At 70.2% G+C, this 24084-nt stretch carries 21 protein-coding genes; 10 read left to right on the top strand and 11 right to left on the bottom strand.

Annotation, left to right across the window (positions count from 1 at the left end; translation table 11 throughout):
• Window positions 1-134: 134 nt before the first annotated feature.
• Both AC1DEL_RS03315 and AC1DEL_RS03310 read right to left on the bottom strand, forming a co-directional pair.
• Window positions 135-935 (bottom strand): IclR family transcriptional regulator, encoded by an 801-nt coding sequence (locus AC1DEL_RS03315; protein ID WP_477125211.1) that lies wholly within the window; start codon window positions 933-935, stop codon window positions 135-137.
• Window positions 935-1720, bottom strand: coding sequence for an IclR family transcriptional regulator (locus AC1DEL_RS03310; protein ID WP_477125210.1), 786 nt, complete (start codon window positions 1718-1720; stop codon window positions 935-937). The genes AC1DEL_RS03315 and AC1DEL_RS03310 overlap by 1 nt, the downstream gene beginning before the upstream one ends.
• Window positions 1721-1874: 154 nt before the next feature.
• On the opposite strand from AC1DEL_RS03310, the gene AC1DEL_RS03305 reads away from it, so the two are divergent.
• From AC1DEL_RS03305 to AC1DEL_RS03295, 3 genes are all read left to right on the top strand, one after another.
• Window positions 1875-3035 (top strand): acyl-CoA dehydrogenase family protein, encoded by a 1161-nt coding sequence (locus tag AC1DEL_RS03305; RefSeq protein ID WP_092293239.1) that lies wholly within the window; start codon window positions 1875-1877, stop codon window positions 3033-3035.
• A gap of 86 nt (window positions 3036-3121) precedes the next feature.
• On the top strand, window positions 3122-4057 hold the full coding sequence (locus AC1DEL_RS03300; RefSeq protein WP_255370766.1) for a Bug family tripartite tricarboxylate transporter substrate binding protein: 936 nt from the start codon (window positions 3122-3124) through the stop codon (window positions 4055-4057).
• A gap of 41 nt (window positions 4058-4098) precedes the next feature.
• Window positions 4099-5094 carry an oxidoreductase gene (locus AC1DEL_RS03295; protein WP_092293243.1) on the top strand — a complete coding sequence of 332 codons (996 nt, stop codon included), beginning with the start codon at window positions 4099-4101 and terminating at the stop codon, window positions 5092-5094.
• Between the two features lie 155 nt (window positions 5095-5249).
• On the opposite strand, the gene AC1DEL_RS03290 is transcribed toward AC1DEL_RS03295, so the two are convergent.
• From AC1DEL_RS03290 to AC1DEL_RS03265, 6 genes are read right to left on the bottom strand one after another with little or no spacing between them, the layout of a single operon-like run.
• Window positions 5250-7220, bottom strand: coding sequence for a hybrid sensor histidine kinase/response regulator (locus AC1DEL_RS03290; RefSeq protein WP_477125209.1), 1971 nt, complete (start codon window positions 7218-7220; stop codon window positions 5250-5252).
• Window positions 7213-8130 carry a sensor histidine kinase gene (locus AC1DEL_RS03285; RefSeq protein WP_092293247.1) on the bottom strand — a complete coding sequence of 306 codons (918 nt, stop codon included), beginning with the start codon at window positions 8128-8130 and terminating at the stop codon, window positions 7213-7215. The genes AC1DEL_RS03290 and AC1DEL_RS03285 overlap by 8 nt, the downstream gene beginning before the upstream one ends.
• Before the next feature lie 40 nt (window positions 8131-8170).
• Entirely contained in the window at window positions 8171-9217 is a 1047-nt protein-coding gene (locus AC1DEL_RS03280) for an ATP-binding protein (RefSeq protein ID WP_255370757.1), read from the bottom strand.
• A complete protein-coding gene (locus tag AC1DEL_RS03275) occupies window positions 9192-9617 on the bottom strand; it encodes an anti-sigma regulatory factor (protein WP_441591024.1) in 426 nt (141 codons plus the stop codon). The genes AC1DEL_RS03280 and AC1DEL_RS03275 overlap by 26 nt, the downstream gene beginning before the upstream one ends.
• Window position 9618: 1 nt before the next feature.
• Window positions 9619-9981, bottom strand: a complete 363-nt coding sequence (locus tag AC1DEL_RS03270) for an STAS domain-containing protein (protein ID WP_092293251.1) — start codon at window positions 9979-9981, stop codon at window positions 9619-9621.
• A gap of 13 nt (window positions 9982-9994) precedes the next feature.
• The gene (locus tag AC1DEL_RS03265) at window positions 9995-10843 is read right to left on the bottom strand and encodes an STAS domain-containing protein (RefSeq protein ID WP_092293253.1); all 849 of its coding nucleotides are present in this window, start codon (window positions 10841-10843) and stop codon (window positions 9995-9997) included.
• A 276-nt stretch (window positions 10844-11119) separates the two neighbouring features.
• Here AC1DEL_RS03265 and AC1DEL_RS03260 point away from each other — a divergent pair, with 276 nt between their 5' ends.
• The 5 genes from AC1DEL_RS03260 to pdeM are packed head-to-tail and all read left to right on the top strand — an operon-like array spanning window position 11120 to window position 17566.
• Window positions 11120-11377: a hypothetical protein gene (locus AC1DEL_RS03260; protein WP_092293255.1), complete on the top strand. Its 258-nt coding sequence runs from the start codon at window positions 11120-11122 to the stop codon at window positions 11375-11377.
• 36 nt (window positions 11378-11413) lie between these two features.
• Window positions 11414-12490 (top strand): ligase-associated DNA damage response exonuclease, encoded by a 1077-nt coding sequence (locus AC1DEL_RS03255; protein ID WP_477104961.1) that lies wholly within the window; start codon window positions 11414-11416, stop codon window positions 12488-12490.
• Entirely contained in the window at window positions 12487-14187 is a 1701-nt protein-coding gene (locus AC1DEL_RS03250; protein ID WP_441591021.1) for an ATP-dependent DNA ligase, read from the top strand. Before AC1DEL_RS03255 ends, AC1DEL_RS03250 begins: the two co-directional genes overlap by 4 nt.
• Window positions 14184-16865, top strand: coding sequence for a ligase-associated DNA damage response DEXH box helicase (locus tag AC1DEL_RS03245; RefSeq protein WP_477125208.1), 2682 nt, complete (start codon window positions 14184-14186; stop codon window positions 16863-16865). Before AC1DEL_RS03250 ends, AC1DEL_RS03245 begins: the two co-directional genes overlap by 4 nt.
• Window positions 16862-17566, top strand: a complete 705-nt coding sequence (gene pdeM, locus AC1DEL_RS03240) for a ligase-associated DNA damage response endonuclease PdeM (protein WP_477125207.1) — start codon at window positions 16862-16864, stop codon at window positions 17564-17566. The genes AC1DEL_RS03245 and pdeM overlap by 4 nt, the downstream gene beginning before the upstream one ends.
• Here pdeM and AC1DEL_RS03235 read toward each other — a convergent pair.
• The gene (locus tag AC1DEL_RS03235) at window positions 17512-18051 is read right to left on the bottom strand and encodes a CinA family protein (protein ID WP_092293265.1); all 540 of its coding nucleotides are present in this window, start codon (window positions 18049-18051) and stop codon (window positions 17512-17514) included. The genes pdeM and AC1DEL_RS03235 overlap by 55 nt on opposite strands.
• Before the next feature lie 390 nt (window positions 18052-18441).
• On the opposite strand from AC1DEL_RS03235, the gene AC1DEL_RS03230 reads away from it, so the two are divergent.
• Window positions 18442-19527, top strand: coding sequence for a flavodoxin family protein (locus tag AC1DEL_RS03230; RefSeq protein WP_255370980.1), 1086 nt, complete (start codon window positions 18442-18444; stop codon window positions 19525-19527).
• A gap of 19 nt (window positions 19528-19546) precedes the next feature.
• On the opposite strand, the gene AC1DEL_RS03225 is transcribed toward AC1DEL_RS03230, so the two are convergent.
• Window positions 19547-21493 carry a PAS domain-containing hybrid sensor histidine kinase/response regulator gene (locus AC1DEL_RS03225; RefSeq protein ID WP_477125206.1) on the bottom strand — a complete coding sequence of 649 codons (1947 nt, stop codon included), beginning with the start codon at window positions 21491-21493 and terminating at the stop codon, window positions 19547-19549.
• A gap of 315 nt (window positions 21494-21808) precedes the next feature.
• Between AC1DEL_RS03225 and AC1DEL_RS03220 the strand changes: the two genes are divergently transcribed.
• Complete coding sequence (locus AC1DEL_RS03220; protein ID WP_454757464.1) at window positions 21809-22876, top strand: Rieske 2Fe-2S domain-containing protein; 1068 nt, start codon at window positions 21809-21811, stop codon at window positions 22874-22876.
• A 25-nt stretch (window positions 22877-22901) separates the two neighbouring features.
• Here AC1DEL_RS03220 and AC1DEL_RS03215 read toward each other — a convergent pair whose 3' ends face one another.
• Window positions 22902-23981: an alkene reductase gene (locus tag AC1DEL_RS03215; protein ID WP_441644207.1), complete on the bottom strand. Its 1080-nt coding sequence runs from the start codon at window positions 23979-23981 to the stop codon at window positions 22902-22904.
• Window positions 23982-24084: the final 103 nt, after the last annotated feature.

The following is a 24084-nucleotide window of genomic DNA, read 5'->3' as shown; positions in this document are numbered from 1 at the left end:
TGCGAATACTAACGGGAATGCGAACGATTCGCGTTAATGTGAAAACACGAATGATCCTAGCCGAGCGTTGCGCCGTCAAGGAAAAGCCCGTGCGATGACGGTCTTTTGTGGTGTTTTTGCGATGATTTGCCGCGTCAGCGCAGCCCCAGCCGCGTCTCGAGCTGATGGGCCAGCGCCACGAGGCGCGGGCCAACCACCTTCTCGGCGGCATGGAAGGCCCCCGTTCGGGCCAAAACCCCGCAATTCAGCACGAACCAGCGTGAATCCACGCGCGCGCAGAGTGGCACCGCGAAGCCGAAGGCATCCCGCCGCCATTCGTCCCGGCTGGTGCAGTAGCCGTGCCGTGCCAGATCCTTGCGCGCCTGGGCCAGCGCCGGCGCGGCGCGGTGGAACGCCTCCGGGTCTTCCAGCCGCAGGCGGTTCAGCACGGGCGCGCTGGCCTCGGACGGCGCCCGGCACAGCCACGCCTTGCCGATGGCGGTGGCCAGCATCGGCATGGCGGCGCCCACATCGGGGGTGACCGCGAGGTCATGGGTGGCGAGCGCCGTCTCCACGTAGATCATCCGGGTCCGGTCCCGCACGCCCAGTGAGACCGCGCCGCCCACTTCGTCGGCCATCGCCTGCATCAGCGGGCGGGCGAGCTGGCGGATCGGCATGCCGCACAGCAACGGGTAGGCCGGCGCCAGCACCGCCGCGCCGAGGCGGTATTTGCCCAGCGCCACGTCGTGGCGCAGGTAGCCGAGCGCGGCGAGCGTGTGGGTCAGCCGGGCGACGGTGGACTTCGACAAGCCCGTGCGCAGCACGAAGTCCCGGTTGCCAAGCAAGGACTCGCCGGGGCGGTAGGCCAGCAGGATGTCGATGCCGCGCGCCAGCGTGGTGGCGAACTGGCGGTCGCGCTCGGGCGAGGCGGGGGCTTGGGGAAGAGGAAGCGCCATCAGCCGGCTCCCGCCAGCAGCATTTCCACCTCGTGCACCATCTCCATCAGGCCCGGGCCCATCCGTTCCTCCAGCATGCCGGGCGGCAGGCGGCTGGCCAGCACGCCGCAGTTGAAGATCAGGATCTCGCCGTCGATCAGCGTGCGCATCGGCGCGGCCACGGCGTGCACGTCGCGCTGCCAGGCGCCCGGCGTGCGCGTGAAGCCGAGCCGTGCCAGATGTTCGATGGCTTCCGGCAGGGCCTCGGCATGCTCGCGCCAGTCGTCCGGTACGTGCTCGCGCAGGCCGGCGATGACCGGCGCGCGCACCGGTTCCGGGGCCTGGGCGAGCCAGGCGCGCCCCATCGCCGTGGTCAGCATGGGCAGCGAGGCACCGATCTCCGGGCGGAACGCGATGGCGTCGTGGCCCCGGATGGTTTCCACGTAGACCATATGCAGGCGGTCGCGCATGCCGAGCGAGACCGTGCCGCCCATGCGGTCGCTGAGGCGTTTCATCAGCGGGCGGGCCAGTTGGCGCACGCCCAGCGAGGCCAGCAGCGGATAGCCGAGCGAGAGCGCCGTGGAGCCCAGCCGGTAGCGGCGCAAGTGGCTGTCGTAGAGCAGCAGGCCCCGGGCGGCCAGCGTGTACGTCAGCCGGCTGATGGTGGCCTTCGACAAGCCGGTCCGGTCCGCCAGTTCCTTGTTGCTCAGCACCGTCTCGCCCGCGCGAAAGCACTGGAGCAGCCCGAGGCCATGGGCCAGCGTGGTGGCGAACGCGGGATCGGGGTGGTGGGGGCTAGAGGGCATGGGGTTAACCCTTAGTTTGCGGTCTTGGCCGCGCGGTTCCATAAGGGTAGACGATGTTCAAGATAGCGAAACATCGATAGTGCGAACGATGCGCCCCCCGTAGGCTCGATTCGATGCATCGCCTTTGCTGGTGCCGATTAGAGCGAGACACTGAATGATCAGAGACCCGGAAGTCTTCGATCCCTTCCTGCAAGCGTTGCAACGCTTCGTGCGTGAACGTCTGGTGCCGCGCGAGGCCGAGGTGGCGGAGCGCGACGAAGTGCCCGGCGACATCGTGGACGCGATGGCCGCGCAAGGCATGTTCGGCTATTCGATTCCAGAGGAATACGGCGGCGCGGGCATGACCACCGAGGAACTGGTGCTGGCGGCGATGGTGCTGTCGCAGTGCTCGGTGGCGTTCCGGGCCCGCGTGGGCACCAACACGGGCATCGGCTCGGAGGCGCTGGTGGCCGACGGCACGCCCGCCCAGAAGCGCCGCTACTTGCCGCTACTGGCCAGCGGCGAGGTGACTGGCGCCTTCGCGCTGACCGAGCCTGAAGCCGGCTCGGACGCCACCGCGCTGCAAACCTCGGCCCGGCGCGACGGCGACCACTACGTGCTGAACGGCACCAAGTGCTTCATCACCAATGCGCCCCTCGCCGGCCTGTTCACGGTGATGGCCCGCACGGACCCGGACACCGCCGGCGCGGCCGGCATCTCGGCCTTCATCATCCCGCGCGACACCCCGGGGCTCACCACCGGCGCGCCGTACCGCAAGATGGGGCAGGCCGGCTCGCCGGTCTCCGAGGTGTATTTCCACGATTGCCGCGTGCCGGCAGAGAGCGTGATCGGCGGCGAGCCGGGGCAGGGCTTCCGCACGGCGATGAAGGTGCTGAACAAGCAGCGCATCCACCTGGCGGCGCTGTGCACCGGGCCGGCCATCCGCATGTTGGACGACGCCGTGCGCTTCGTCACCCACCGCAAACAGTTCGGCCAGCCGCTGGCGGACTTCCAGCTCGTGCAGGGCCTGATTGCCGATTGCCAGACCGACATCCATGCGGCCCGCGCGCTGATCCTGGAGACCGCGCGCCAGCGTGACGCGGGCGCGGACGTGACCATGGAGGCGTCGATCTGCAAGTACTTCGCCTCCGAGATGTGCGGCCGCGTGGCGGACCGCTGCGTGCAGATGTTCGGCGGCTACGGCTATATCGCCGACTACGGCATCGAGCGTTTCTACCGGGACGTGCGCCTGTTCCGGCTGTACGAGGGTACCAGCCAGATCCATCAGTTGAATATCGCCCGGCGCACCATCGCGCAGGCGACGGCGCAGCGCTGAACGTGTAATGTCACATCCGGATAAAACCACCGGAGATGACAAAAATGTTCAAAGCATCTGTAGTCGTCGCAAGTCTTGCATGGGCGATGTTGGGCGTGGTGGGGGTGGCGCAGGCGCAGGGCGCGTACCCCAATAGGGTGATACGGCTCGTGGTGCCGTTCGCGCCGGGCGGCACGGCAGACATCGTCGCGCGCCTGCTGGCCGATCCGCTGCGCGAGGAGCTGGGCCAGACCGTGGTGGTCGAGAACAAGCCCGGGGCGGGCGGCAATATCGGCGGCGAGATCGTCGCCCGTGCCGCGCCGGACGGCTACACGCTGTTGCTGGCCAGCGCGGGGCCGACGGTGATCAACCCGAGCCTGTATCCGAAGATGACCTTCGACCCCGCGCGCGACCTCGCGCCGGTGACGATGATCTCGCGCGACTTCAATCTGATGGTGGTGAATGCCGGGCTGCCGGTGACCACGGTGAGCGAGTTCATCGCCTACGCCCGCACGCACAACGGGCAGGTCACCTTCGGCTCGCCCGGCAACGGCACGCCGGCCCAGCTGGCGGGCGAGCTGCTGAACCAGATGGCCGGCCTGCGCATGCAGCACGTGCCATACAAGGGCACCGGCCCGGCCGTGGCGGACCTCGTGGCGGGGCACATCACGGTGTTGATCGACAACATGCCGCCGCTGTGGCCGCACGTGCAGTCCGGCAAGCTGCGCGCGCTGGCGGTGGCCAGCGACAAGCGTGTGCCGATTGCCCCGGACGTGCCGACGGCGGAGGAGGCCGGGCTGAAGGGATTCACGGTCACGGCCTGGAAGGGCCTGATGGCGCCGGCCGGCACGCCGCGCGCGGTCATCGACCGGCTCAACCAGGCCACGCTGAAGATCCTGGCGCGGCCGGAGATGCGCAAGCGGTTGATCGACCAGGGCGCCGAGCCGGTCGGCAACACGCCTGAGCAGTTCGCCCAGCAGATCCGCGCGGACACCGCGTGGTGGGCGGCGCTGGTGAAGTCCACCGGCACGTCGCTGGATTGATTGGCAATGGTTTGATTGGCAATGGATAGATAGGAAAGGCTATGTCCCGATTTCTGGCTTACCGGCTTCACGCGCCCACGGCAGGGTCCAGCACCCCCACCGCCGGCTTTGTCGAACTGAACGTCGACGACCTGTCGCCCGGCGAGGTGCTGGTGCGCGTGGCGTGGTCGAGCCTGAACTACAAGGACGCGCTGGCCGCCGCCGGCATCAACGCCATCGTGCGGCAGTACCCGCGCATCGGCGGCATCGACCTGACCGGCACCGTGGCGGCCTCGTCCGACGCGCGCTTCCGTGAAGGCGACCTGGTGGTCGTGCATGGCTTCGGCATCGGCGTGGACCATGACGGCGGCCACGCGCAGTACGCGCGCGTGAAGGCGGACTGGGCGATGCCGCTGCCGGCCGGGCTCTCGCTGCGCGAGGCCGCCACGCTCGGCGCGGCCGGCTACACGGCCGGGCTGTGCCTGCACTGGATGGAGCACAACGGGCTGGCGCCGGCGCGCGGCAAGGTGGTGGTGAGCGGGGCGACGGGCGGCGTGGGCAGCATCGCCATCGACATGCTGGCGGGGCGCGGCTACGCCGTGACGGCGCTGACCGGCAAGGCTGCCGAACTCGATTACCTGCGCACGCTGGGCGCGGCGGAGATCCTGCCGGCCGAGGTGGCCAAGGGGACGGGCAAGCCGCTGGACCCGGCGCAGTGGGCCGGCGCCGTCGACGCCGTGGGCGGGGAGGTGCTGGCGTGGATGCTGCGCACGCTCCAGCCAGACGGCGTGGCCACGGCCTTCGGCAACGCGGCGGGCGCCCAGTTCGACGCCACCGTTCTGCCATTCATCCTGCGCGGCGTAAAGCTGATCGGCATCAACGCCAACAGCCCGATGGCGCTGCGCCGCGAAGTCTGGGCGAAGATCGCCGATACCTACCGCCCGCGCCACCTCGATCTGGTCGCCAACGAGATCGCCTTCCAGGACATCCCCGACGCCATGGCCCGCATGCTGGCGCGGCAGTCACGCGGGCGCTATCTGGTGCGGATGGGCGACTGACTTCGTAGCGGCGCTGCCCCTCTCCCCCGGCCCCTCTCCCGCAAGCGGGAGAGGGGAGCACCCAACTGGCATATCAACGCGACGGTGTTCTCCCCTCTCCCTCTGGGAGAGGGGCCGGGGGAGAGGGCACGCGCCTGCCGCAGCCGCAGCGGCCCCTACTGCATCAGCCCCAGCACAGTTTCAATCGCGCTCATCAGTTCCTGCAGCCGCAGCGGCTTGCCGCACACCGCGTCGAAGCCAGATTCGATGGCCGCGCGGCGGTCCTGCTGGCGGGTGAAGGCGGTCAGGGCGATGGCTGGCGTACGCGCCCGCGAGGCCACCGCCTCGCGGATGCGCACTTCGCGGATCAGGTCGTTGCCATCGCGGCCGGGCAGGCCGATGTCGCTGATGATGAGGTCCGGCGTGGCGGCCTCGATTTCATCCAGCGCGGTCTCGCAGTCGCGCGCGGTGCGCACCCGCGCGCCGTCGTTCGACAGGATGGCCGACAGCGCCGCCGCCGCATCGTCATCGTCCTCCACCAGCAGCACGTCCAGCGCGTTCAGCGGCACGCCCGGCTGGATCGCCGCCACCTCGGCGCGCTCGGCGCCCGGTTCGGGCGAGCCCGGCTCCACCAGCGGAATCGAGACCTCGAACATCGCGCCCTTGCCCTCGCCATCGCTGGCGGCATGCACCGTGCCGCCGTGCATCTCGGCCAGATGCTTGACGATGGCCAGCCCGAGCCCCAGGCCGCCGTGCTGGCGCCGGTTGGCGTCGTCGCTCTGCGTGAAGCGGTCGAACAGCAGCGGCAGGAAGTCCGGGGAGATGCCGCGCCCCTGATCGATCACGCGCACGCGCAGCGTCTCGGCGTCTGAGCTGGCCTCCACGCGCACCGCGCCGCCCTCGGGCGAGAACTTGATGGCGTTGGAGAGCAGGTTCCACAGGATCTGCTGGAAGCGCGCCGGGTCCAGCCAGGCGCGGGGGACCAGCGTGGCCGGCAGGATCACGTCCAGCGCCACGCGCCGCTCGGCGGCCTGCGCCTGCATGCTGTCCAGCGCGCCGCCGATCACATCGGCGGGGTTGGTCAACTCGCGCTCCAGCTTCATCTTGCCGACGTTGAGCATCGACACATCGACCAGATCCGCCACCAGCCGGCGCTGGATTGCGATATTGCGCTCCACCGCCGCCAGACCGCGCCGGCCTTCCTCGGACGCCACATGGCGGCTCAGTACATGGGTCCAGACCGAGATCACGTTCAGCGGGTTGCGCAGTTCGTGCGAGAGGATGGCGATGAAATCGTCCTTCATCCGGTTCAGCCGCTCCACGGCGGCGCGCGCGGCCTGCTCGCGCTCGATCAGCTGCTCGCGCTGGCGCTCCAGCAGCACGCGGTCGGTGATGTTGGACACCACGGCCACCTTCACGCCGTTCTCCAGCACGGCCGAGATGCTCCATTCCAGGTGCATGGTCTCGCCCTGCGCGTCGCGCAGCGGAAACGCGCCCTGCCAGCCGTCCTGCAGGTGCTGGCCGGTGGCCTCGGCCACGCGCGCCACCCAGTCAGGCGGGGCGAAGGCGGCCACGTGCTGGCCGATCAGCGCCTCCGCCGGGCGCTGCAACAGGCCCAGCATGGCCGGGTTCAGGTCGACGAAGCGCCCGTCCAGATCCAGCGTGCAGATACCGCCGATGGCCTGGTGGTAGATCGCCCGGAAGCGCGCCTCGCTCTCGCGCAGCGAGCGCTCGGCGGCGCTGGCGCGCAGCAGCGAGGAGATCGTGGCCACCAGCACGGCCGGCTCGGCCGGGTGGACCAGGTAGGCGCTGGCGCCAGCGTCCAGGCCGCGCACCTTGTCGTAGTCGGCCACGTAGGTGGCGGAGAGGTGTACCACCGGCACGGTGGCGGTCTCGGCGCGCTCGCGCAGGCGGCGGCAGACCTGAAAGCCGTCGATGTCCGGCAGGTTGACGTCGAGCACCACGGCGGAGACGCTGGTGTCGGCGCGTTGCAGCGCCTCCTGGCCGCTCTCGGCCTCGATGGTGCGGAAGCCGGCCGCGCTCAGCACGCGCACCGTGGCGTAGCGCGTGACCGGGTTGTCATCGACCACCAGCACCAGCGGCGGGGTGTCGCCCCTGCCGATGGCCGCTACGATGTGATCAGCCATGATGGTCTCCGGCAGGCGCGTCCGTTGGCACGGGCAGCGCCACCGGCACGGTCACGTAGAAGCGCGAGCCCACGCCGACTTCGCTCTCGAAGCCCACATGCCCGCCGAGCAGCTCCGCCAGTCGCTTGCTCAGCGCCAGCCCGAGGCCGGAGCCCCGGTAGCGCCGCTGCAGCGGGGAGTCGATCTGCACGAAGTCCTGGAACACCTCGCCGTGAGACTCCGCCGGGATGCCGATGCCGGTATCGCGCACGGAGAACGTGATGGTGTCGTCGCCGTCGCACACGGCCGAGACGCGGATCTCGCCGCTCGGCGTGAATTTCAGCGCGTTGGAGACGTAGTTGCGCAGGATCTGCGAGAGCTTGCGGTCGTCGCTGAACAGCTTGGGCACGTCGTGCGGGGCCTCGAAGATCAGCGACACCTCCGGGTTGGTCAGCACGGGCTTGAACATGCCGCGCAGGGCATCGAACAGCGCCACCATGTCGAACCAGGCCGGCGACACATCCACGCGGCCCGCCTCCAGCCGCGCCAGGTCGAGCAGGTCGTTGACCATCTCGGCGAACTCGGCGGCAGTGTCGCGCACGAACACCACCTGCTTTTCCTGCTCGGGGGTGAGCGGGCCGTCCACGCGGTCGATCAGCAGCCGGGTAATGCTCTGGATGGCGACGATCGGCGTGCGGAACTCGTGGCTCATATAGGCCAGGAAGCGGCTCTTCAGCTCGGTGGCCTGGCGCAACTGGTCGGCCTGGATGTCCAGTTCCGAGTACAGCGCCAGCACGCCGCGATTGGTTTCCTCAAGCTCGGCGCGCAGCGCCTCCACTTCCTGGGTGCGCGCCGCCAGCGCGGCCTGGAGTGCGGCGGGGTCGGTGTCGGGGGAGGCGGTCGGGTGGGTCGGGTGGGTGGGGTGGGTCATAGCGGCCAGTCTCACGGTGTCTTGCGGGGGCCCGGGGGCATCACCGCTGCGCGCGGCGAACCACCACGACGGTGGCATCGTCGCGGCCCCGGCAGAATTTCCAGAACACGAACGCGGCCACCAGCGACGGATCGCGCTGCAGCACGGCCGGGTCGTCCAGCCGCCAGCGCGACTGGATGCCATCCGAATGCACGATCAGCACGGCGTGCGGCGGCCACTCCACCTCCTGCTCCTGCACGGCCCGCATTTGCAGGCCGGCGGTGCCATTCTGGACCAGCAGCGTGCGGTCGTCGATGCCGGATATCACGCGCGCCATGACGTTGCCGGCGCCGGCATAGCGGATGCATTGGGCGCCGGCGTCCACGCGTGCGGCCGTCACGGCGGCGCCGCGCGTGGTGCGCAGCGCGCCGTGCGCCAGTTCCAGGTAGCGGCCGGGATGGCTGCCCCGGGCCCGGGCGAACACGGACAGCGCCACGGCGGCGGCTTCGGCGGCGTCGGGGCCGTGCCCCAGGCCGTCCGCCACCACCACGTCGGCGCGGTGGTCGTGCACGGCCACGCTCCAGCCGTCGCCGCTGACCGTCTCGCCCGGCGCGGCCACGCAGACCGCGCCCACGTCGAAGCCGTTGCTGGTGCGGCGCGCCGTGCCGCCAGCATCGCGCTCGCGGTAGAAGCGCGCCAGGATCAGCGTGCCCTGGCCGGGGCGGGTGTAGATGTCGAAGTCGTCGGCCAGCCGGCTGACCGCGCCGAGGCCCTGGCCTGCGCTGCCGCCGGTGGAATAGCCGTCCCGCAGGCAGGCCTGGAGGTCGGTCATGCCGGGGCCGTCATCGATTGAAATCAGCTCGATGGCGATGCCGTCGCCCAGTTGGCACGCTGCCACCAGCAGCCGGCCGCCCCGGGCGTGGTTGACGAGGTTGTTGCCCAGCTCGTTGACGGCCACGGCCAGCCGACCGGACTGGATGGCATCGAAGCCGTGCCGCCCGGCCAGTTCGGCGGCGGCGCGTCGGGCCTCGCCCACGCGGCTGCGGTCGCCCATCGGCACGGCGATGTGCGGGCCCAGGTTGTTACTTCCACCGAGTGATGCTGACACAGGTTCCCTCGCCAACTTTGGTTCTGATGGCGAACTCGTTCACCAGCCGTTTGCTGCCCGACAGGCCCATGCCCAGCCCGCTGCCCGTGGTCCAGCCGTCGACCAGCGCCTGTTCCACGTCCGGAATGCCGGGGCCCTTGTCCTCGAAATGCAGCCGCAGGCCCTTGCGGATGCCCTCGGCCAGCATCTCCCAGCGCATTTCGCCGCCGCCGCCGTACACCACGGTGTTGCGGGCGAGTTCGCTGGCCGCCGTAATCATCTTAGTCTGCTCCACCAGCGAGAACTTCAGTTGGATTGTCAGCGTGCGCACCATCGCGCGCGCATGGACGATATCGCGCTCGTCCTTGAGCGGGGAGCTGCCCGTATCGGCCAGCTCGGTGGCCACGGCAGGGGTGGCCATCTCAGGCCACCCGCGCGGCGGCGTCGAGCATCTGCATGCCGCGCTCCACGCTCAGGGCCGTCTTCACGCCGCCCAGCGAGAGCCCCAGCTCCACCAGCGTGATGGCCACGGCCGGGCGGATGCCCACCACCACCGTGGTCGCGCCGAGGATGCGGCTGATGTCCGAGATGCTCACCAGCATGCGGCCGATGAACGAGTCCACCATCTCCAGCGCCGAGACGTCGATCAGCACGCCATGCGCGCCGGTCTGGTCGATGGTGGAGGCAATGTCTTCCTGCAACATCAATGCGGTCTGGTCCTGCATGTCGATCTGGATCGTGACCAGCAGGTTCTTGCCCATCCGCAGGATTGGAATCCGTTCCATGGCGCCTCCGGGTTCAGGCGGCGCGGGTGACGGTGTGGCCGGTCATGCGCATGGCCGTGGCCAGCGCGTCCGCCAGCGTGGACTTGGTGATGATGCCCTGCAGGTCGATGCCAAGATGGACGATGGTCTGCGCAATCTGCGGCCGGATGCCGCTGATGATGCTTTCCGCGCCCATCAGGCGGATGGCCGTGACGGTCTTCATCAGGTGCTGCGCCACGAGGGTGTCCACGGTGGGCACGCCGGTGATGTCGATGATGGCCAGCTCGGAGCCGGTGTTCACCAGGCGCTCCAGCAGCGTTTCCATGACGATCTGCGCGCGGCTGCTGTCCAGCGTGCCGATCACGGGCACCGCCAGCACGCCGTCCCACAGCTTGATCACGGGCGTGGACAGCTCCAGCAGTTCGTGCTGCTGGCGCATGATGATGTCCTCGCGCGTCTTCTGGTAGGTGGAGACGGTCCACTGCGCCATGCGGTCCACGATGGACGAGGCGGCCCAGACCACCTCGATCTGGCCCTCCACCTCGCCGCGATGGCGCTGCAGGCCATCGAACAGCGGGCGCTTGAGCGCCAGCACGAAGCCGCTGGTCACGTCGGCCGTCTCGCCCTGCGCCGCGCGGGCGGCGGACAGGTGCGACAGCGTGTCCCGCAGGGTGGTCCAGGCACGGCTGTCGAAGTTGCTCGCGTCGGCATCCGCCGACAGGCCGGTGTCAAGCGCCTTGAGAATGGCGCGCTGCTCGGTCTCGAGGTTCTGGCTCAGGCCGCGGCCGCCCGTGTAGGTGTGATATTCGGCGGTCCAGCCGCGCAGGATGGTGTCCGGGTCCTCGCGCAGGAGGTCCGCTAGTCGCTGGTTTTCTGGGCGCATGAAGGTGTGAAAGATGGGAGGGATCGGGCAAGGAGGCGTCCGCGGCTGACCACGCCGCACGGCAGGACGTTGAGTCGATTCTAGGAGAGATTCCTAGTCGACACTATCGGCGCCCGGCTGATTGACGCCGTATGGGAAATCGGCATTCCGCTCTCTAAGTGATGCATTGGTAACTTTGTGAGAATGCGCCGACAGCCGAACGGGACACCCCACGCTGGCCGGCGCCGCCCCGGGCCGACTACGCTGGATATGGATCGTCAGGTCGGGAGGATTTCCGTGGATTGGCTCGATGCGCTGCAATGGCCCGCGATGGCGGTGACGGTGGCCGCCACCTGGCTGGTCGGCAGCCGCGCGGCGGGCCGTCGCAAGGTGGGCTTCTGGGTCTTCCTGGCCAGCAACGCGATGTGGGTAGGCTGGGGTTTCCATACCGGGGCGTGGGCGCTGGTGGTGCTCCAGTTCGCGCTGGCCGCGCTGAACGTGCGGGGCATGGCGGAGGCCCGCAAGGCGCGGCGCGCGGGGCCGTCCGCTACCTGACGCCCCGCCTATATATATAGAGGGGGATGGATCCCGATGGCCGACCTGATCGTCGCGCGGCCGGAAGGGCTGTATTGCCCGCCCGGCGACTTCTATATCGACCCGTGGCGCCCCGTGGTGCGCGCCGTCATCACCCACGCCCATTCGGACCACGCGCGCTTCGGCCACGGCAGCTACCTCTGTGCCGCCCCCGGGCGCGGCGTGCTGCTGGCGCGGCTGCCGGGCATCGCGCTGGAGACGCTGCCCTACGGCGAAGCCATCACGCATCACGGGGTGCGGCTGAGCCTCCATCCGGCCGGACACGTGCTGGGATCTGCCCAGGTGCGGCTGGAACATGGCGGGCAGGTCTGGGTGGCCTCCGGCGACTACAAGGTCGAGGCCGACGGCACCTGCGACCCGTTCGAGCCGGTGCGCTGCGACACCTTCATCACCGAAAGCACCTTCGGCCTGCCGATCTACCGCTGGCCGACGCAGGCCGCGCTGATGGCCGAGATCTTCGGCTGGTGGCAGGCCAACGCGGCGGCGGGGCGGGCGAGCGTGCTGTACTGCTACGCCTTCGGCAAGGCGCAGCGCATCCTGCACGGGCTGATGCGTCATGCGGGCGCGGACGTGGCGCTGCCGGGGCCCATCGTCGTGCATGGGGCGATGACCACGCTGAACCAGGCCTATGCGGATGCCGGCGTGGCCCTGCCACCCACCCTGACCACGGCGGACCTGCCGGCGCGCAGCCCGGCCCTGCGCCGCGCGCTGGTGGTGGCGCCGCCGTCCGCGCAGCGCTCCACATGGCTGCGCCGCTTTGGCGAGGCCGCCGATGCCTTCGCCAGCGGCTGGATGCAGTTGCGCGGCACGCGGCGCCGGCGCGGCGTCGATCGCGGCTTCGCGCTGTCCGACCATGCGGACTGGCCCGGGCTCCTTTCGGCGATCACCGCCACGGGCGCGCCGCGCGTCATCGTCACGCATGGCAACGTGCCGGTGATGGTGCGCTACCTGTGCGAGCAGGGCTGGCAGGCGCAGGCGTTCCAGACCGAGTATGGGGACGACGCCGGGGACGATGACGAGCCGTCGCAGGAGACCGTGGAAACCCCGGTCGAAACCCCGGAGGCAGCCCCATGAAAGCCTTCGCCGACCTCTACGCGGCGCTGGACGGCACCACGTCCAGCAACGCCAAGCTGGCGGCGCTGGTCGATTACCTGCGCGCCGCGCCGCCCGAGGACGCCGCCTGGGCGGTCTACTTCCTGTCCGGCGGCAAGCCGCGCCAGCTCGTGCCGGTGGCGATGCTGCGCGAACTGGCCCGGCAGGCCGCCGCGCTGCCCGAGTGGCTGTTCGAGGAAAGCTATCAGGCCGTGGGCGACCTGGCCGAGACCATCGCGCTGTTGCTGCCGGCCACGCCCCACATCGACACGGCCGGGCTGGCCGAATGGGTCGAGCAGCGCCTGCTGCCGCTGCGCGGCCAGCCGCCGGAGGTGCTGCGCGAGCGGCTCGATGCGCTCTGGCGCCCCCTCGACGCGCGCGGGCGGCTGGTCCTGTTCAAGCTGATCACGGGCGCGTTCCGCGTGGGCGTGTCGCGGCTGCTGGTCACCCGCGCGCTGGGCGAGGTGGCCGGGCTGGACGCCAAGCGCGTGGCCGAGCGCATGGTCGGCTACACCGACATCTCGCGCCGCCCCGATGCCGCGCACTACCTCGCGCTGATCGCCCCGGACGATGCCGGGACGGCGGCGGGCGAGGGCGCCCTCGCCACCTTGCAGCGCGGCGGCCAGCCCTATCCGTTCTTCCTCGCCCATCCCTTGCAGGCCCCGGTGGAGGACTTCGACACCGTGCTCGGCGCCCCGGCCCGCTGGCAGGTGGAATGGAAGTGGGATGGCATCCGCGCCCAGCTTGTGCGCCGGGCCGGCGCCACATGGCTGTGGTCGCGCGGCGAGGAACTGATCACCGAGCGCTTTCCCGAGCTGGCCGAAGCCGCCGCCACGCTGCCGGATGGCACCGTGCTCGACGGCGAGATCGTGATCTGGCAGGACCGCCGCGTGCAGCCGTTCGCCTTGCTCCAGCAGCGCATCGGTCGCAAGACGCTCGGCGCCAAGCTGCTGCGCGAGGCGCCGGCCATCCTGATGGCCTATGACCTGCTCGAATGGCAGGGCGAGGACTGGCGCGCCCGCCCGCAGGCCGAACGCCGCGCGCGGCTGGAGCAGGTGATTGCCGATCACGTCCACCCGGCGCTGGAGCTGAGCCCGCTGGTCGATGCCGACAACTGGGCGCGCTACGCCACGCTGCGGGAGACCTCGCGCGAACTGGGCGTGGAAGGCTTCATGCTCAAGGCCGCCGACGCCGCCTACGGCGCGGGGCGGACCAAGGACGTGGGCGTCTGGTGGAAGTGGAAGATCGATCCCTACACCGTGGATGCCGTGCTGATCTATGCCCAGCGCGGCCACGGCCGGCGCGCCAGCCTCTATACCGACTTCACCTTCGCGGTCTGGAACGCCCCGCCGGGCACGCCGGAGCGCGCGCTGGTGCCGTTCGCCAAGGCGTACTCAGGGCTGACCGATGCCGAGATGCGCGCGGTGGACGCCATCGTGCGCAAGACCACCGTGGAGTCCTTCGGCCCGGTGCGCAGCGTCACGCCGACACTGGTCTTCGAACTCGGCTTCGAGGGGATTTCCCGCAGCGGGCGGCACAAGAGCGGCATCGCCGTACGGTTTCCGCGCATGCTGCGCTGGCGCACGGACAAGCCGATCGAGGAGGCCGACACGCTGGCCACGCTGGAGGCGATGCTGCCGGGCGCCGCGCGCGCGGTGCCGGCCGAGGATGCCGCATGAGCGAGGCCGCACCGTTCGTCCGCGCCCCGCCAGTGGCTGAGACGCTGCCGGCGCTGTTCGCGGCCCGCCACTGGCAGCCGTTCGATTTCCAGCGCGACGTGTGGGACGCCATCGCCCACGGCCAAAGCGGGCTGCTCCACGCCACCACCGGCACCGGCAAGACCTACGCCGCGTGGCTCGGCGCGCTGCTGGCCTTCGCCGAACCGCCGGCCCGGGCCGGCGCCACGCCGCCGCCGCTCACCGTGCTGTGGCTGACGCCGATGCGCGCGCTGGCCGCCGACACCACGCGCGCCTTGCAAGCCCCGCTGGCCGAACTCGGCCTCGACTGGACCGCGGGGCTGCGCACCGGCGACACCGGCAGCAGCGAACGCGCCGCGCAGGCGCGCCGCCTGCCCACGGCGCTGGTAACCACGCCAGAGAGCCTCTCCCTGCTGCTGACCCGCGCCGACGCACGCGAGGCGCTGGGCCGCGTGCGTCTGGTCGTGGTCGATGAATGGCATGAGTTGATCGGCTCCAAGCGCGGCGTGCAGGTGCAACTGGCGCTGGCGCGGCTGCGGCAATGGCAGCCCGGGCTGATGGTCTGGGGACTGTCGGCCACGCTCGGCAACCTCGACCATGCCAGCGACGTGCTGCTGGCCGGCCTGCCGGACGATCGCCGGGTGCTGGTGCACGGCCACACGCCGAAGACGCTGGTCATCGACACGCTGCTGCCGGACGCCGCCGGGCGCTTTCCGTGGGCGGGGCATCTCGGCCTGTCGATGCTGCCGCACGTGGTGCGCGAACTGGAATCCACCAGCACCGCGCTGGTGTTCCTCAACACGCGCTCGCAGGCCGAACTCTGGTATCAGGCCCTGCTCGATGCACGCCCCGAGTGGGCCGGCCAGATCGCGCTGCACCACGGCTCGCTGGACCGCGCCGTGCGGGATTGGGTGGAGGTGCATCTCAAGAACGGCGCGCTGCGCGCCGTGGTGTGCACGTCGAGCCTGGATCTGGGCGTGGACTTCCTGCCCGTGGAGCGCGTGCTCCAGATCGGCTCGCCCAAAGGCGTGGCGCGGCTGTTGCAGCGCGCCGGACGGTCTGGCCATGCGCCGGGGCGGGCGTCGCGCGTGACCGTGGTGCCCACGCACAGCCTGGAACTGGTGGAAGCCGTGGCAGCGCGCAACGCGGTGCGCGCTGGCCGTATCGAGGCGCGCGAGTCCCCGGACAAGCCGCTCGACGTGCTGGTCCAGCATCTGGTGACGGTGGCGCTCGGTGGCGGCTTCCGCGCCGATGACCTGCTGGCCGAGGTGCGCACCACCTGGGCCTATCGCGCCCTGAGCGACGAAGAATGGCAGTGGTGCCTCGACTTCGTGCGGCAGGGCGGGAGCACGCTGTCCGCCTATCCCGACTATCGCCGCGCGATGCCCGACGAGGCCGGCGTCTGGCGCGTGCCCGATGCCCGGCTGGCGCGCCGGCACCGCATGAGCGTGGGCACCATCGTCAGCGATGCCACGATGCAGGTGCGATTCTGGACGCGCGCGGGCAGTGGCGGGGCCTCGCTGGGCACGGTGGAGGAGGGCTTTATCGCGCGGCTGGCGCCCGGCGACTGCTTCCTGTTCGGCGGCCGGCTGCTGGAACTGGTGCGCGTGCAGGAGATGACCGCCTACGTGCGCCGCGCGGCCGGCAAGCGGCCCTCGGTGCCGCGCTGGAACGGCGGCAAGATGCCGCTTTCCACCGAACTGGCCGAGGCCGTGGTCGATACGCTCGAAGCCGCCCAGCTTGGCCACCTCGACCCGGCCAGCACGCCCGAACTGCCGCTGATCCAGCCGCTGGTAGACCTGCAGGCGCGCTGGTCGGCGCTGCCCACGCGCGGCACGCTGCTGGCCGAGACCCTCCATTCGCGCGAAGGCTGGCATCTGTTCCTCTATCCGTTTGCGGGCCGCTCGGTGCATTTGGGGCTGGGCAGCCTGCTGGCGTGGCGGCTCGGGCAGCAGGTGCCGGCGACGTTCTCCGTGGCCGTGAACGACTACGGGCTCGAACTGCTGGCCTCGGCGCCGCTCGACTGGGCGCACTGGCTGCCGCTGGTGCTGGCCGAGGAACGCCAGCGCGACCTGGCCGCCGACGTGCTCGGCAGCCTGAACGCGGGGGAGCTGTCGCTGCGGCGCTTCCGCGAGATCGCCCGCGTGGCCGGGCTGATCTTCCAGGGCTACCCTGGCGCCCACAAGAGCGCGCGCCAGTTGCAGGCGTCATCGAGCCTGTTCTACGAGGTCTTCCGCAAGCACGACCCGGCCAACCTGCTGCTCGGGCAGGCCGAGCGGGAGGTGCTGATGCAGGAGTTGGACGCCCACCGCCTGGCCGACACGCTGGCCCGGCTGTCCGCGCTGCGGCTCGATCTGCACGCGCTGAAGCGCCCCTCGCCGCTGGCCTTTCCGCTGGTGGTGGAATTCCTGCGCGAGAAGCTCAGTACCGAGAAGCTGGCCGACCGCATCGCCCGCATGCTGGCCGAACTGGAGGCGGCGGCGGGGCCGGTGGGGGATACCGTCGATGCCGATGCCGCGCAGGTGGCCGAGGTGGCGCGCTTCGGCATGGCCGATCACGTCAAGTCAGGTGGCCGCAGTGGTGGAAGAAGCGGGGCCAGCGGTCGCGCACGTCGCTCGGGGCGCCCGCGCAAGCCATCGAAACCGCTCCCGCTGCTATGAGCCAGCCAGACGCCGCCACGTTGCATGCCTTCGGCGCCCAGGCCGTGGAAGTGGCCGGGGAGACGCTGTGGCTGCTGCCCGAGCACGCCATCTGGTGGCCCGGCGCGGCGATGCTGCTGGTGGCGGACGTCCACATCGGCAAGGCCGCCGCGTTCCGGGCGCTGGGGCAGCCGGTGCCGCCCGGCACCACGGCCGAGAACCTCGCCCGGCTGCACGCGCTGGCCGTGCGCTATCCGGCGCGGGAGCTGGTGTTTCTGGGCGATTTCCTGCACGCCCGCGCCGCGCGCACGGCGGCGGTCATCGTCGCGCTGCACGACTGGCGCCGGGCGCTGCCGGCCCGCGTGCGCTGCACGCTGGTGCGCGGAAACCACGACACCCACGCCGGCGACCCGCCGCCGGAACTCGGCATGACCGTGGTCACGGAACCGCTGCGGGCCGGCCCGTTCGCGCTGTGCCATATGCCGGGCGCTTCCCCGGACGGCTATGTGCTCGCGGGCCACCTCCATCCGGCCGTGGTGCTGCGCGGCAGCGGTGCCGACGCGCTGCGGCTGCCGTGCTTCGTACTGGGGGAGCATGGCGCGATCCTGCCGGCTTTCGGCGCCTTCACGGGCCAGGCCACGATCCGGCGCGCGCCGGGGGACCGCATCTATGGGGTGGGCGACGGGCGGGTCTGGCCGGTGCCGCCGCGCGCCAGTTCGTAGTAGTGCGGGATGCGCAGCAGCGCGTAGTCGGCGGCAGCGAAGCGCACGGTGTTGCGGTCGCCGTCGAAGCGCCGCGTCTCCGTGAACACGGCCAGCGGGGCAGTGCGGCCCGGCATCCGCAGCACCCACGCGAAGCACTGCGTGCCAGCCGGGGTGTCGTCGGGCGCGTTGCCGTCGGCCACGCCCGTGTTGGCAATCGCCAGATTGGCATCGGCCAGACGCAGCACGCCGTGCGCCATGGCCAGCGAGACGGCCTCGCTGGTCAGCCCGTGGCGACGGATGACTTCCTCGGGCACACCCAGCACCGAGGTCTTGATGTCGGGCGCATAGGCCACCACGGCGCAGCGCAGCACGTCGCCGCAGCCGGGCACCTCGGCAATGCGCGACGCGATCAGCCCGGCCGTGCACGACTCCGCCGTGGCCAGCCTGAGACCATGCCGCGCAAGGAAATGCGCCGTGTCCCGGATTTCAGGACTTTCTTTCATGTCGATGCCTTGTCGAGTGATGGCGTGGAGGGGCAGGTTTTGTGCCAGCGCGGCTGGAACCGCCGGCCCTCTCCCCCGGCCCCTCTCCCGCAAGCGGGCGAGGGGAGCATACCGGCAGGCTTTGATGGGCCCCTGGTTTTCTCCCCTCTCCCGCAAGCGGGCGAGGGGAGCACACCGACAGGCTTTGATGGGCCCCTGGTTTTTTCCCCTCTCCCTCCGGGAGAGGGGCGGGGGAGAGGGACGGCGTATCCACGGGCGACGCCGCGCGCAAAACCTGCATCGTTCTCCACGCATCCCCTTGTAAGACTTGCCAAGCCGCCCCACTGGCGGGCGCTGCGGGGTGGCGCCTATCTTGCAGAGACCTATGCGTCACCACAGAGGGGGAACGCCATGGACAAAGACGCCGCCCACGACGTGCGCAAGGGGCAGGTCACCGAAAAAATGCCGCGCGAGGCGTTTCGCGAGCGCTTCCGGGCGCGCTTCTACGACCCGGCGTTCCGCGCCGAAGAGGCCGCGATCGACCGGCTCGAAGCCATCGCCTGGGCCGCCTACGCCGACAGCCGCAAGGCGCCGCTGACCGCCAAGGCCGGCCCGGGCGCGGCGGACCCCGGCTACGACGTCTCCGTGGAATGGCTCGCCGCCCGGGACGCCATCGCGGCAGCGCAGCAACGGCAGTCAGACCCCGCCACGCCGCCCCGCGTGCTGCTGGTGGTGGCTGCCGCGCGCAACGACTTCACCTGCCCGGGCGAGATGTCGAAGTCATGGCGGCTCGCCGAACTGGCCCGGGCGCGGCTCGAACACGATGGCATGACCGTCGATGTGCTCGACCTCAGCGTGCTGACCTCGGACCCGGACCGCCAGATCCACCCCTGCAAGGGCTGCGTCTCCACCGCCATGCCGCTATGCCACTGGCCGTGCAGCTGCTATCCGAACCACGCGCTCGGGCAGGTCAACGACTGGATGAACGACCTCTACCCGCGCTGGGCCGCCGCGCACGGCGTGATGATCATCACGCCGGTGTACTGGTATCAGGTGACCAGCCCGCTCAAGCTGATGATGGACCGGCTGGTCTGCGCCGATGGCGGTAACCCGGACCCGAGTAGCACACACGGCAAGACCGTGCCCGAGGCCAAGGCACTGGAACTGAAGGGTTGGGACTACCCGAAGCACCTCGCGGGCCGGGTCTACGGCCTCGCGGTGCATGGCGACGTGGCCGGCATCGAAGGCGTGCGGCGCGCGCTGTCTGACTGGCTCGACTGGATGGGGCTGGTCGATGCGGGGCAGAAGGCCCGGCTCGACCGTTTCATCGGCTATTACAAGCCCTACGCGACGTCGCACCGCGAACTCGATGTCGATGGGGACGTGCAGCGCGAGGTGGAAACCGTGGCCGGGGCCGTGGCCAGCGCGGTGCGGCTGCGCCGGTCCGGCGGCCTCCCGCAGGCGGACGAGGGTCTGCCGGCGCCGCGCGTGAAGTAGGGGGATGAGGCCGGCGATGCTAGCCGGCGTCGATGGCCTGGAGCAGCGCCTCCAGTTCCACCGGCTTGACCAGATGCCGGTGGAAGCCGGCCTCCTGGGTCTGCTGGCGGTCCGAGGCCTGCCCGAAGCCGGTCATCGCGATATAGCGCGTGTTGGCCAGCGTGGGCATCTGGCGCAGCGCGTGGACCACCGCGAAGCCGTCCATGCCCGGCATGGCCAGGTCGACCAGCGCCACGTCCGGGCGCACGCGCGCCGCCGCGTACACGGCTTCCATGCCATCGTAGGCAATCGTCACGGCGTGGCCGGACATCTCCAGCAGGATCGCCATGCTGTCGGCGGCGTCGCGGTTGTCATCCACCAGCAGCACGCGCAGCGGCCGGGGCGTGCCGGCGGTGGCATCGGCGTTCTCGCCGGCCGGATTGAACGCCGCGGCCAGCGGAAGCTGCACCGTGAAGGTGGCGCCCAGCCCGGGCCCCTCGCTCGTGGCCGAGACCGAGCCGCCGTGCATCTCCACCAGCGAGCGGCACAGGGACAGGCCGATGCCCAGCCCGCCCTGCGCGGTGCTGCCGGGGCGGTCTTCCTGCACGAACAGGTTGAAGATCGTGTCGAGCGACTCGCGCGCGATGCCCCGGCCATGGTCGATGATCTGGATCACCAGCGTGCGGTGGCGCACCATCGACGTAATCGAGATCGACGCGCCCGGCGGCGAGAACTTGGAGGCATTGAGCAGCAGGTTCTGGATCACCTGCACCAGCCGCGTGCGGTCCGCGAACAGCGGGATGTCCTCGGTGGCGGCGGTTACGCCCACCGGCTGGGACTTGGCGGCCAGCGTCGGCTCGGCGGCCTCGATGCCGAGCGCGATGATCTCGCGCGCCTGCATCGGCTCCCGCCGCAGCTCGATCTTGCCGGCGGCGATGCGGCCCACGTCGAGCAGATCGTCCACCAGCCGGGTGAGGTGGGTCATCTGCCGGTCGATCAGGCTCAGGCTCTTTTCGGTGACGGCGGGCTCCTGCGGGCGCAGCCGCATCACGGTCAGTGCGTTGCGGATCGGCGCGAGCGGGTTGCGCAACTCGTGCGAGAGCGTGGCCAGGAACTCGTTCATGCGGCGCTCCGATTGTTCAAGTTCGACCAGCCGCTTGCGCTCGCTCATGTCGCGCGTGACCTTGGCGAAGCCGCGCAGGTTCTGGCGCTCGTCATAGACCGCCGTGATGGTCACGTTGGCCCAGAACAGCGAGCCATCCTTGCGCACGCGCCAGCCCTCGTCCTCCACGCGGCCCGTGGCGCGGGCGATGGCCAGCTCGCGGCCGGGCTTGTCCGCCGCCAGGTCCTCGGCGGGATAGAAGACCGAGAAGTGCTTGCCGACGATCTCGTCGCGGCGGTAGCCCTTGATATAGGAGGCGCCGGCGTTCCAGCTCATCACCCGGCCGTGCGGGTCGAGCATGAAGATGGCGTAGTCCTTGACGCTCTCCACCAGCATCCGGAAGGTTTCCTCGCTCTGGCGCAGGGCCTCGGCGGCGAGGCGCTGCTCGGTCATGTCGCGCGTGACCTTGCCGAAGCCGAGCAGGTGGCCCTTGGGGTCGCGCAGCGCCGTGATGACCACGTTGGCCCAGAAGCGGGTGCCGTCCTTGCGCACGCGCCAGCCTTCGTCCTCGAAGCGGCCGATGCGCGCGGCGGTCTCCAGCTCCATGCCCGGCCAGTTACGCGCGCGCGCCTCGTCGGTATAGAAGCGGGAGAAATGCTGGCCGACGATCTCGTCGCGCGCATAGCCCTTGATCCGTTGCGCGCCGGTGTTCCAGCTGGTGACGTGGCCCTCGGCGTCCAGCGTGAAGATGGCGTAGTCCGTGACGGCCTCCACCAGCGTGCGCAGGCGTTCGCTATCCACATCGTTGGGCGAGGCGGCTGGCGAGGGCCCCGAAGGCTGCGAAGGCGGCGGGGGCGGGGAGGGTGGGGATGCGGGGCGCGGCATCGTGTTGGCTGGCTTCAGATCCTCCAAGGATACATAGATTTCGACCATTTCTGGCCCGGTGGCTACCCGCAGGCAGGAGATTCCCACCCATCGGGCAGGCCGGGGCTGTCGCCGCTCCGCAACACGTGGCGCGGGGCGTGCCGGGGTGGGGTAACGTCGGAGAAATGCCGACATACCGGGGGGGCGCAATGGGGTAGACTCGATCGCTTCCCTGCCAGTCCTGGCTCCACGGAGACGCCACGCATGTATGCCGAGTCCGCGCTTGACCGCCGAACCATCGATCCAGCCGTGCAGGCGGAGCCGCCGCCAGCCGCCATGGCGGCGCCGCAGCCACTGGCCGGTGACGTCGGCGTGCGGGACCTGCGGCGCGTGCCGATCCACCCCGACTACTGGTATCCGCTAGCCTGGTCCAAGGAAGTGAAGCGCGGCAAGGCGCACGGCGTGCGCTTCGCGGGCGACCCGATCGTGCTGGTGCGCACCGAGAGCGGCAACGTGTTCGCGCTCGAAGACCGCTGCGCCCATCGACAGGTGCCGCTGCACGCGGGCGTGGTCGATGGCGAATCGATCCGCTGCTGCTACCACGGCTGGACCTACGACTGCACTGGCCGCTGCATCGACGTGCCCTACCTCGGCAAGGAACGCCTGCCCAACGGCGTGCGCGCCTACCCCTGCAAGGAAGTGGCTGGCCTGATCTTCGTCTTCCCCGGGGACCCCGCGCTGGCGGACAGCAAGCCGCTGCCGGCCTTCGCCTCCGTGGCGGACAAGCAGTACAAGACCCGCCGCCTGGGCCGCGCGGTGAAGTGCCACTACTCGTTCATGCATGAAAACCTGATGGACATGAACCATCAGTTCCTGCATCGGCGCCAGATGGGCATGATGCGCGCGCGCTCGGTCGGGCGCAGGCGCGGTGAGGGCTTCGTCGAGGTCGATTACACCTTCACCCGCGAGGGCGGCAAGCAGCCCGTGGGCGAGGCGCTGGTGTTCAGCAAGGACGGCGGGGAGAACAGCAAGGATGTGATGACGGTACGTACCGTCTATCCCTATCAGACACTGCAGATTCGCTCGGGCAGCGGGACGCTGGTGATGGACCTGTGGATTGCCTACGTGCCGCTGGACGCGGCGCAGCGCACCAACCGGACCTTCGGCATGCTGTCGATTCGTCGCCCGGGGCTGCCGTTCGCGCTGGACCTGGCGTGGCCGCTGCTGGTCTGGTTCACCGAACGGATCTTCAAGGAAGACCGCGAGATCGTGGAGATGGAACAGGCCGCCCACGACAAGCAGGGCGCGGACTGGAACCACGAGGTGTTCCCGGTCATCCGCGACCTGCGCGACCTGCTGCGCGAGTGCGGCGGCCGGACGGTGATTCCGATCCAGAAGATCTGAACCCCGTCCCAGCCGCCCTACGCCATTACGACGCCGACGCGGTTTCCAGCGTCGGGTAGTCCGTATACCCGCGCGTCTCGACGCCGCCCGTGCCGTACATCGTGGCCGGGTCGACCGCGTTCAGGTCGGCGCCCAGCCGCAGCCGTTCCACCAGATCCGGATTGGCGATGTACGCGCGGCCGAACGCCACGGCGTCGGCATCGCCCGTCGCCAGCACAGCCGTCGCGGCGGCCTGGTCGAAGCCATCGTTGGCGATGATCGCGCCACCGAATTCGCGCTTCAGCAGCGGCAGCAGGGCGCCTTCGCCCGGCGTCTCGCGCACGAACAGGAAGCCCAGGCCGCGCTGGCCCAGCGCCCGCGCCACATGGCCGAAGGTCTCGGCCGGCTGGCTTTCGGCCATCGAATGACTGGGCGAACGCGGCGCCAGATGCACCCCCACGCGCTTGGCGTCCCACACGGCCGTCACGGCATCCGCCACTTCCAGCAGGATGCGCGCGCGGTTCTCGATCGATCCGCCGTATTCATCCGTCCGCACATTGCTGCCGTCCTGCAGGAACTGGTCGAGCAGGTAGCCGTTGGCGGCGTGGATGGTCACGCCATCGAAACCGGCCGCCTTGGCGTTGGCGGCGGCGCGGCCGAAGTCGGCCACCACGGTGCGGATCTCGTCACGCGTGAGTTCACGCGGCACTACGAAGGGACGCTGCGGACGCAGCAGGCTCACATTGCCCCCGGCCGCGATCGGGCTCGGCGCCACAGGCTGGCGGCCATTGAGCAGGCTCGGGTCGGAAATCCGGCCAACGTGCCACAGCTGGGCCACGATGCGGCCGCCGGCGGCGTGTACGGCATCCGTTACTTGTTTCCAGCCTGCTACCTGCTCGCCGGACCACAGGCCCGGCACGTTCTGGTAGCCCACGCCGTCTTCGGAGATGGGCACGCCCTCGGAAATCAGCAGGCCGGCAGAGGCGCGCTGGGCGTAGTACTCGGCCATGACCGCGTTGGGGACATGCACGGGCTCGGCGGCGCGCAGCCGGGTCAGCGGCGCCATGACGATGCGGTTCGGCAGCGCCAGGTCACCAATTTGCAGGGGATCGAACAGGGTGGGCATAAGCATATCCGTCACGGTTATAAAGCTTGCAAACTGCAAGTAATGCAAGCTTAGCAGCGCGCGGTAAGATCGCAAACGTCGATTTCGACCCACTCAATTGTTG

This window comes from Cupriavidus sp. 10L43_2, from assembly GCF_056395265.1.
Note: the sequence above shows the minus strand (reverse complement) of the source record. Positions and strands in the feature narration are given on the sequence as shown.

Bases quoted from the DNA above. Each gene is read 5' to 3' on its own strand.
- AC1DEL_RS03315 (WP_477125211.1), bottom strand. From the start codon at position 935: ATGGCGCTTCCTCTTCCCCAAGCCCCCGCCTCGCCCGAGCGCGACCGC.
- AC1DEL_RS03310 (WP_477125210.1), bottom strand. From the start codon at position 1,720: ATGCCCTCTAGCCCCCACCACCCCGATCCCGCGTTCGCCACCACGCTG.
- AC1DEL_RS03305 (WP_092293239.1), top strand. From the start codon at position 1,875: ATGATCAGAGACCCGGAAGTCTTCGATCCCTTCCTGCAAGCGTTGCAA.
- AC1DEL_RS03300 (WP_255370766.1), top strand. From the start codon at position 3,122: ATGTTGGGCGTGGTGGGGGTGGCGCAGGCGCAGGGCGCGTACCCCAAT.
- AC1DEL_RS03295 (WP_092293243.1), top strand. From the start codon at position 4,099: ATGTCCCGATTTCTGGCTTACCGGCTTCACGCGCCCACGGCAGGGTCC.
- AC1DEL_RS03290 (WP_477125209.1), bottom strand. From the start codon at position 7,220: ATGGCTGATCACATCGTAGCGGCCATCGGCAGGGGCGACACCCCGCCG.
- AC1DEL_RS03285 (WP_092293247.1), bottom strand. From the start codon at position 8,130: ATGACCCACCCCACCCACCCGACCCACCCGACCGCCTCCCCCGACACC.
- AC1DEL_RS03275 (WP_441591024.1), bottom strand. From the start codon at position 9,617: ATGGCCACCCCTGCCGTGGCCACCGAGCTGGCCGATACGGGCAGCTCC.
- AC1DEL_RS03270 (WP_092293251.1), bottom strand. From the start codon at position 9,981: ATGGAACGGATTCCAATCCTGCGGATGGGCAAGAACCTGCTGGTCACG.
- AC1DEL_RS03265 (WP_092293253.1), bottom strand. From the start codon at position 10,843: ATGCGCCCAGAAAACCAGCGACTAGCGGACCTCCTGCGCGAGGACCCG.
- AC1DEL_RS03255 (WP_477104961.1), top strand. From the start codon at position 11,414: ATGGCCGACCTGATCGTCGCGCGGCCGGAAGGGCTGTATTGCCCGCCC.
- AC1DEL_RS03250 (WP_441591021.1), top strand. From the start codon at position 12,487: ATGAAAGCCTTCGCCGACCTCTACGCGGCGCTGGACGGCACCACGTCC.
- AC1DEL_RS03245 (WP_477125208.1), top strand. From the start codon at position 14,184: ATGAGCGAGGCCGCACCGTTCGTCCGCGCCCCGCCAGTGGCTGAGACG.
- pdeM (WP_477125207.1), top strand. From the start codon at position 16,862: ATGAGCCAGCCAGACGCCGCCACGTTGCATGCCTTCGGCGCCCAGGCC.
- AC1DEL_RS03235 (WP_092293265.1), bottom strand. From the start codon at position 18,051: ATGAAAGAAAGTCCTGAAATCCGGGACACGGCGCATTTCCTTGCGCGG.
- AC1DEL_RS03230 (WP_255370980.1), top strand. From the start codon at position 18,442: ATGGACAAAGACGCCGCCCACGACGTGCGCAAGGGGCAGGTCACCGAA.
- AC1DEL_RS03225 (WP_477125206.1), bottom strand. From the start codon at position 21,493: ATGCCGCGCCCCGCATCCCCACCCTCCCCGCCCCCGCCGCCTTCGCAG.
- AC1DEL_RS03220 (WP_454757464.1), top strand. From the start codon at position 21,809: ATGGCGGCGCCGCAGCCACTGGCCGGTGACGTCGGCGTGCGGGACCTG.
- AC1DEL_RS03215 (WP_441644207.1), bottom strand. From the start codon at position 23,981: ATGCCCACCCTGTTCGATCCCCTGCAAATTGGTGACCTGGCGCTGCCG.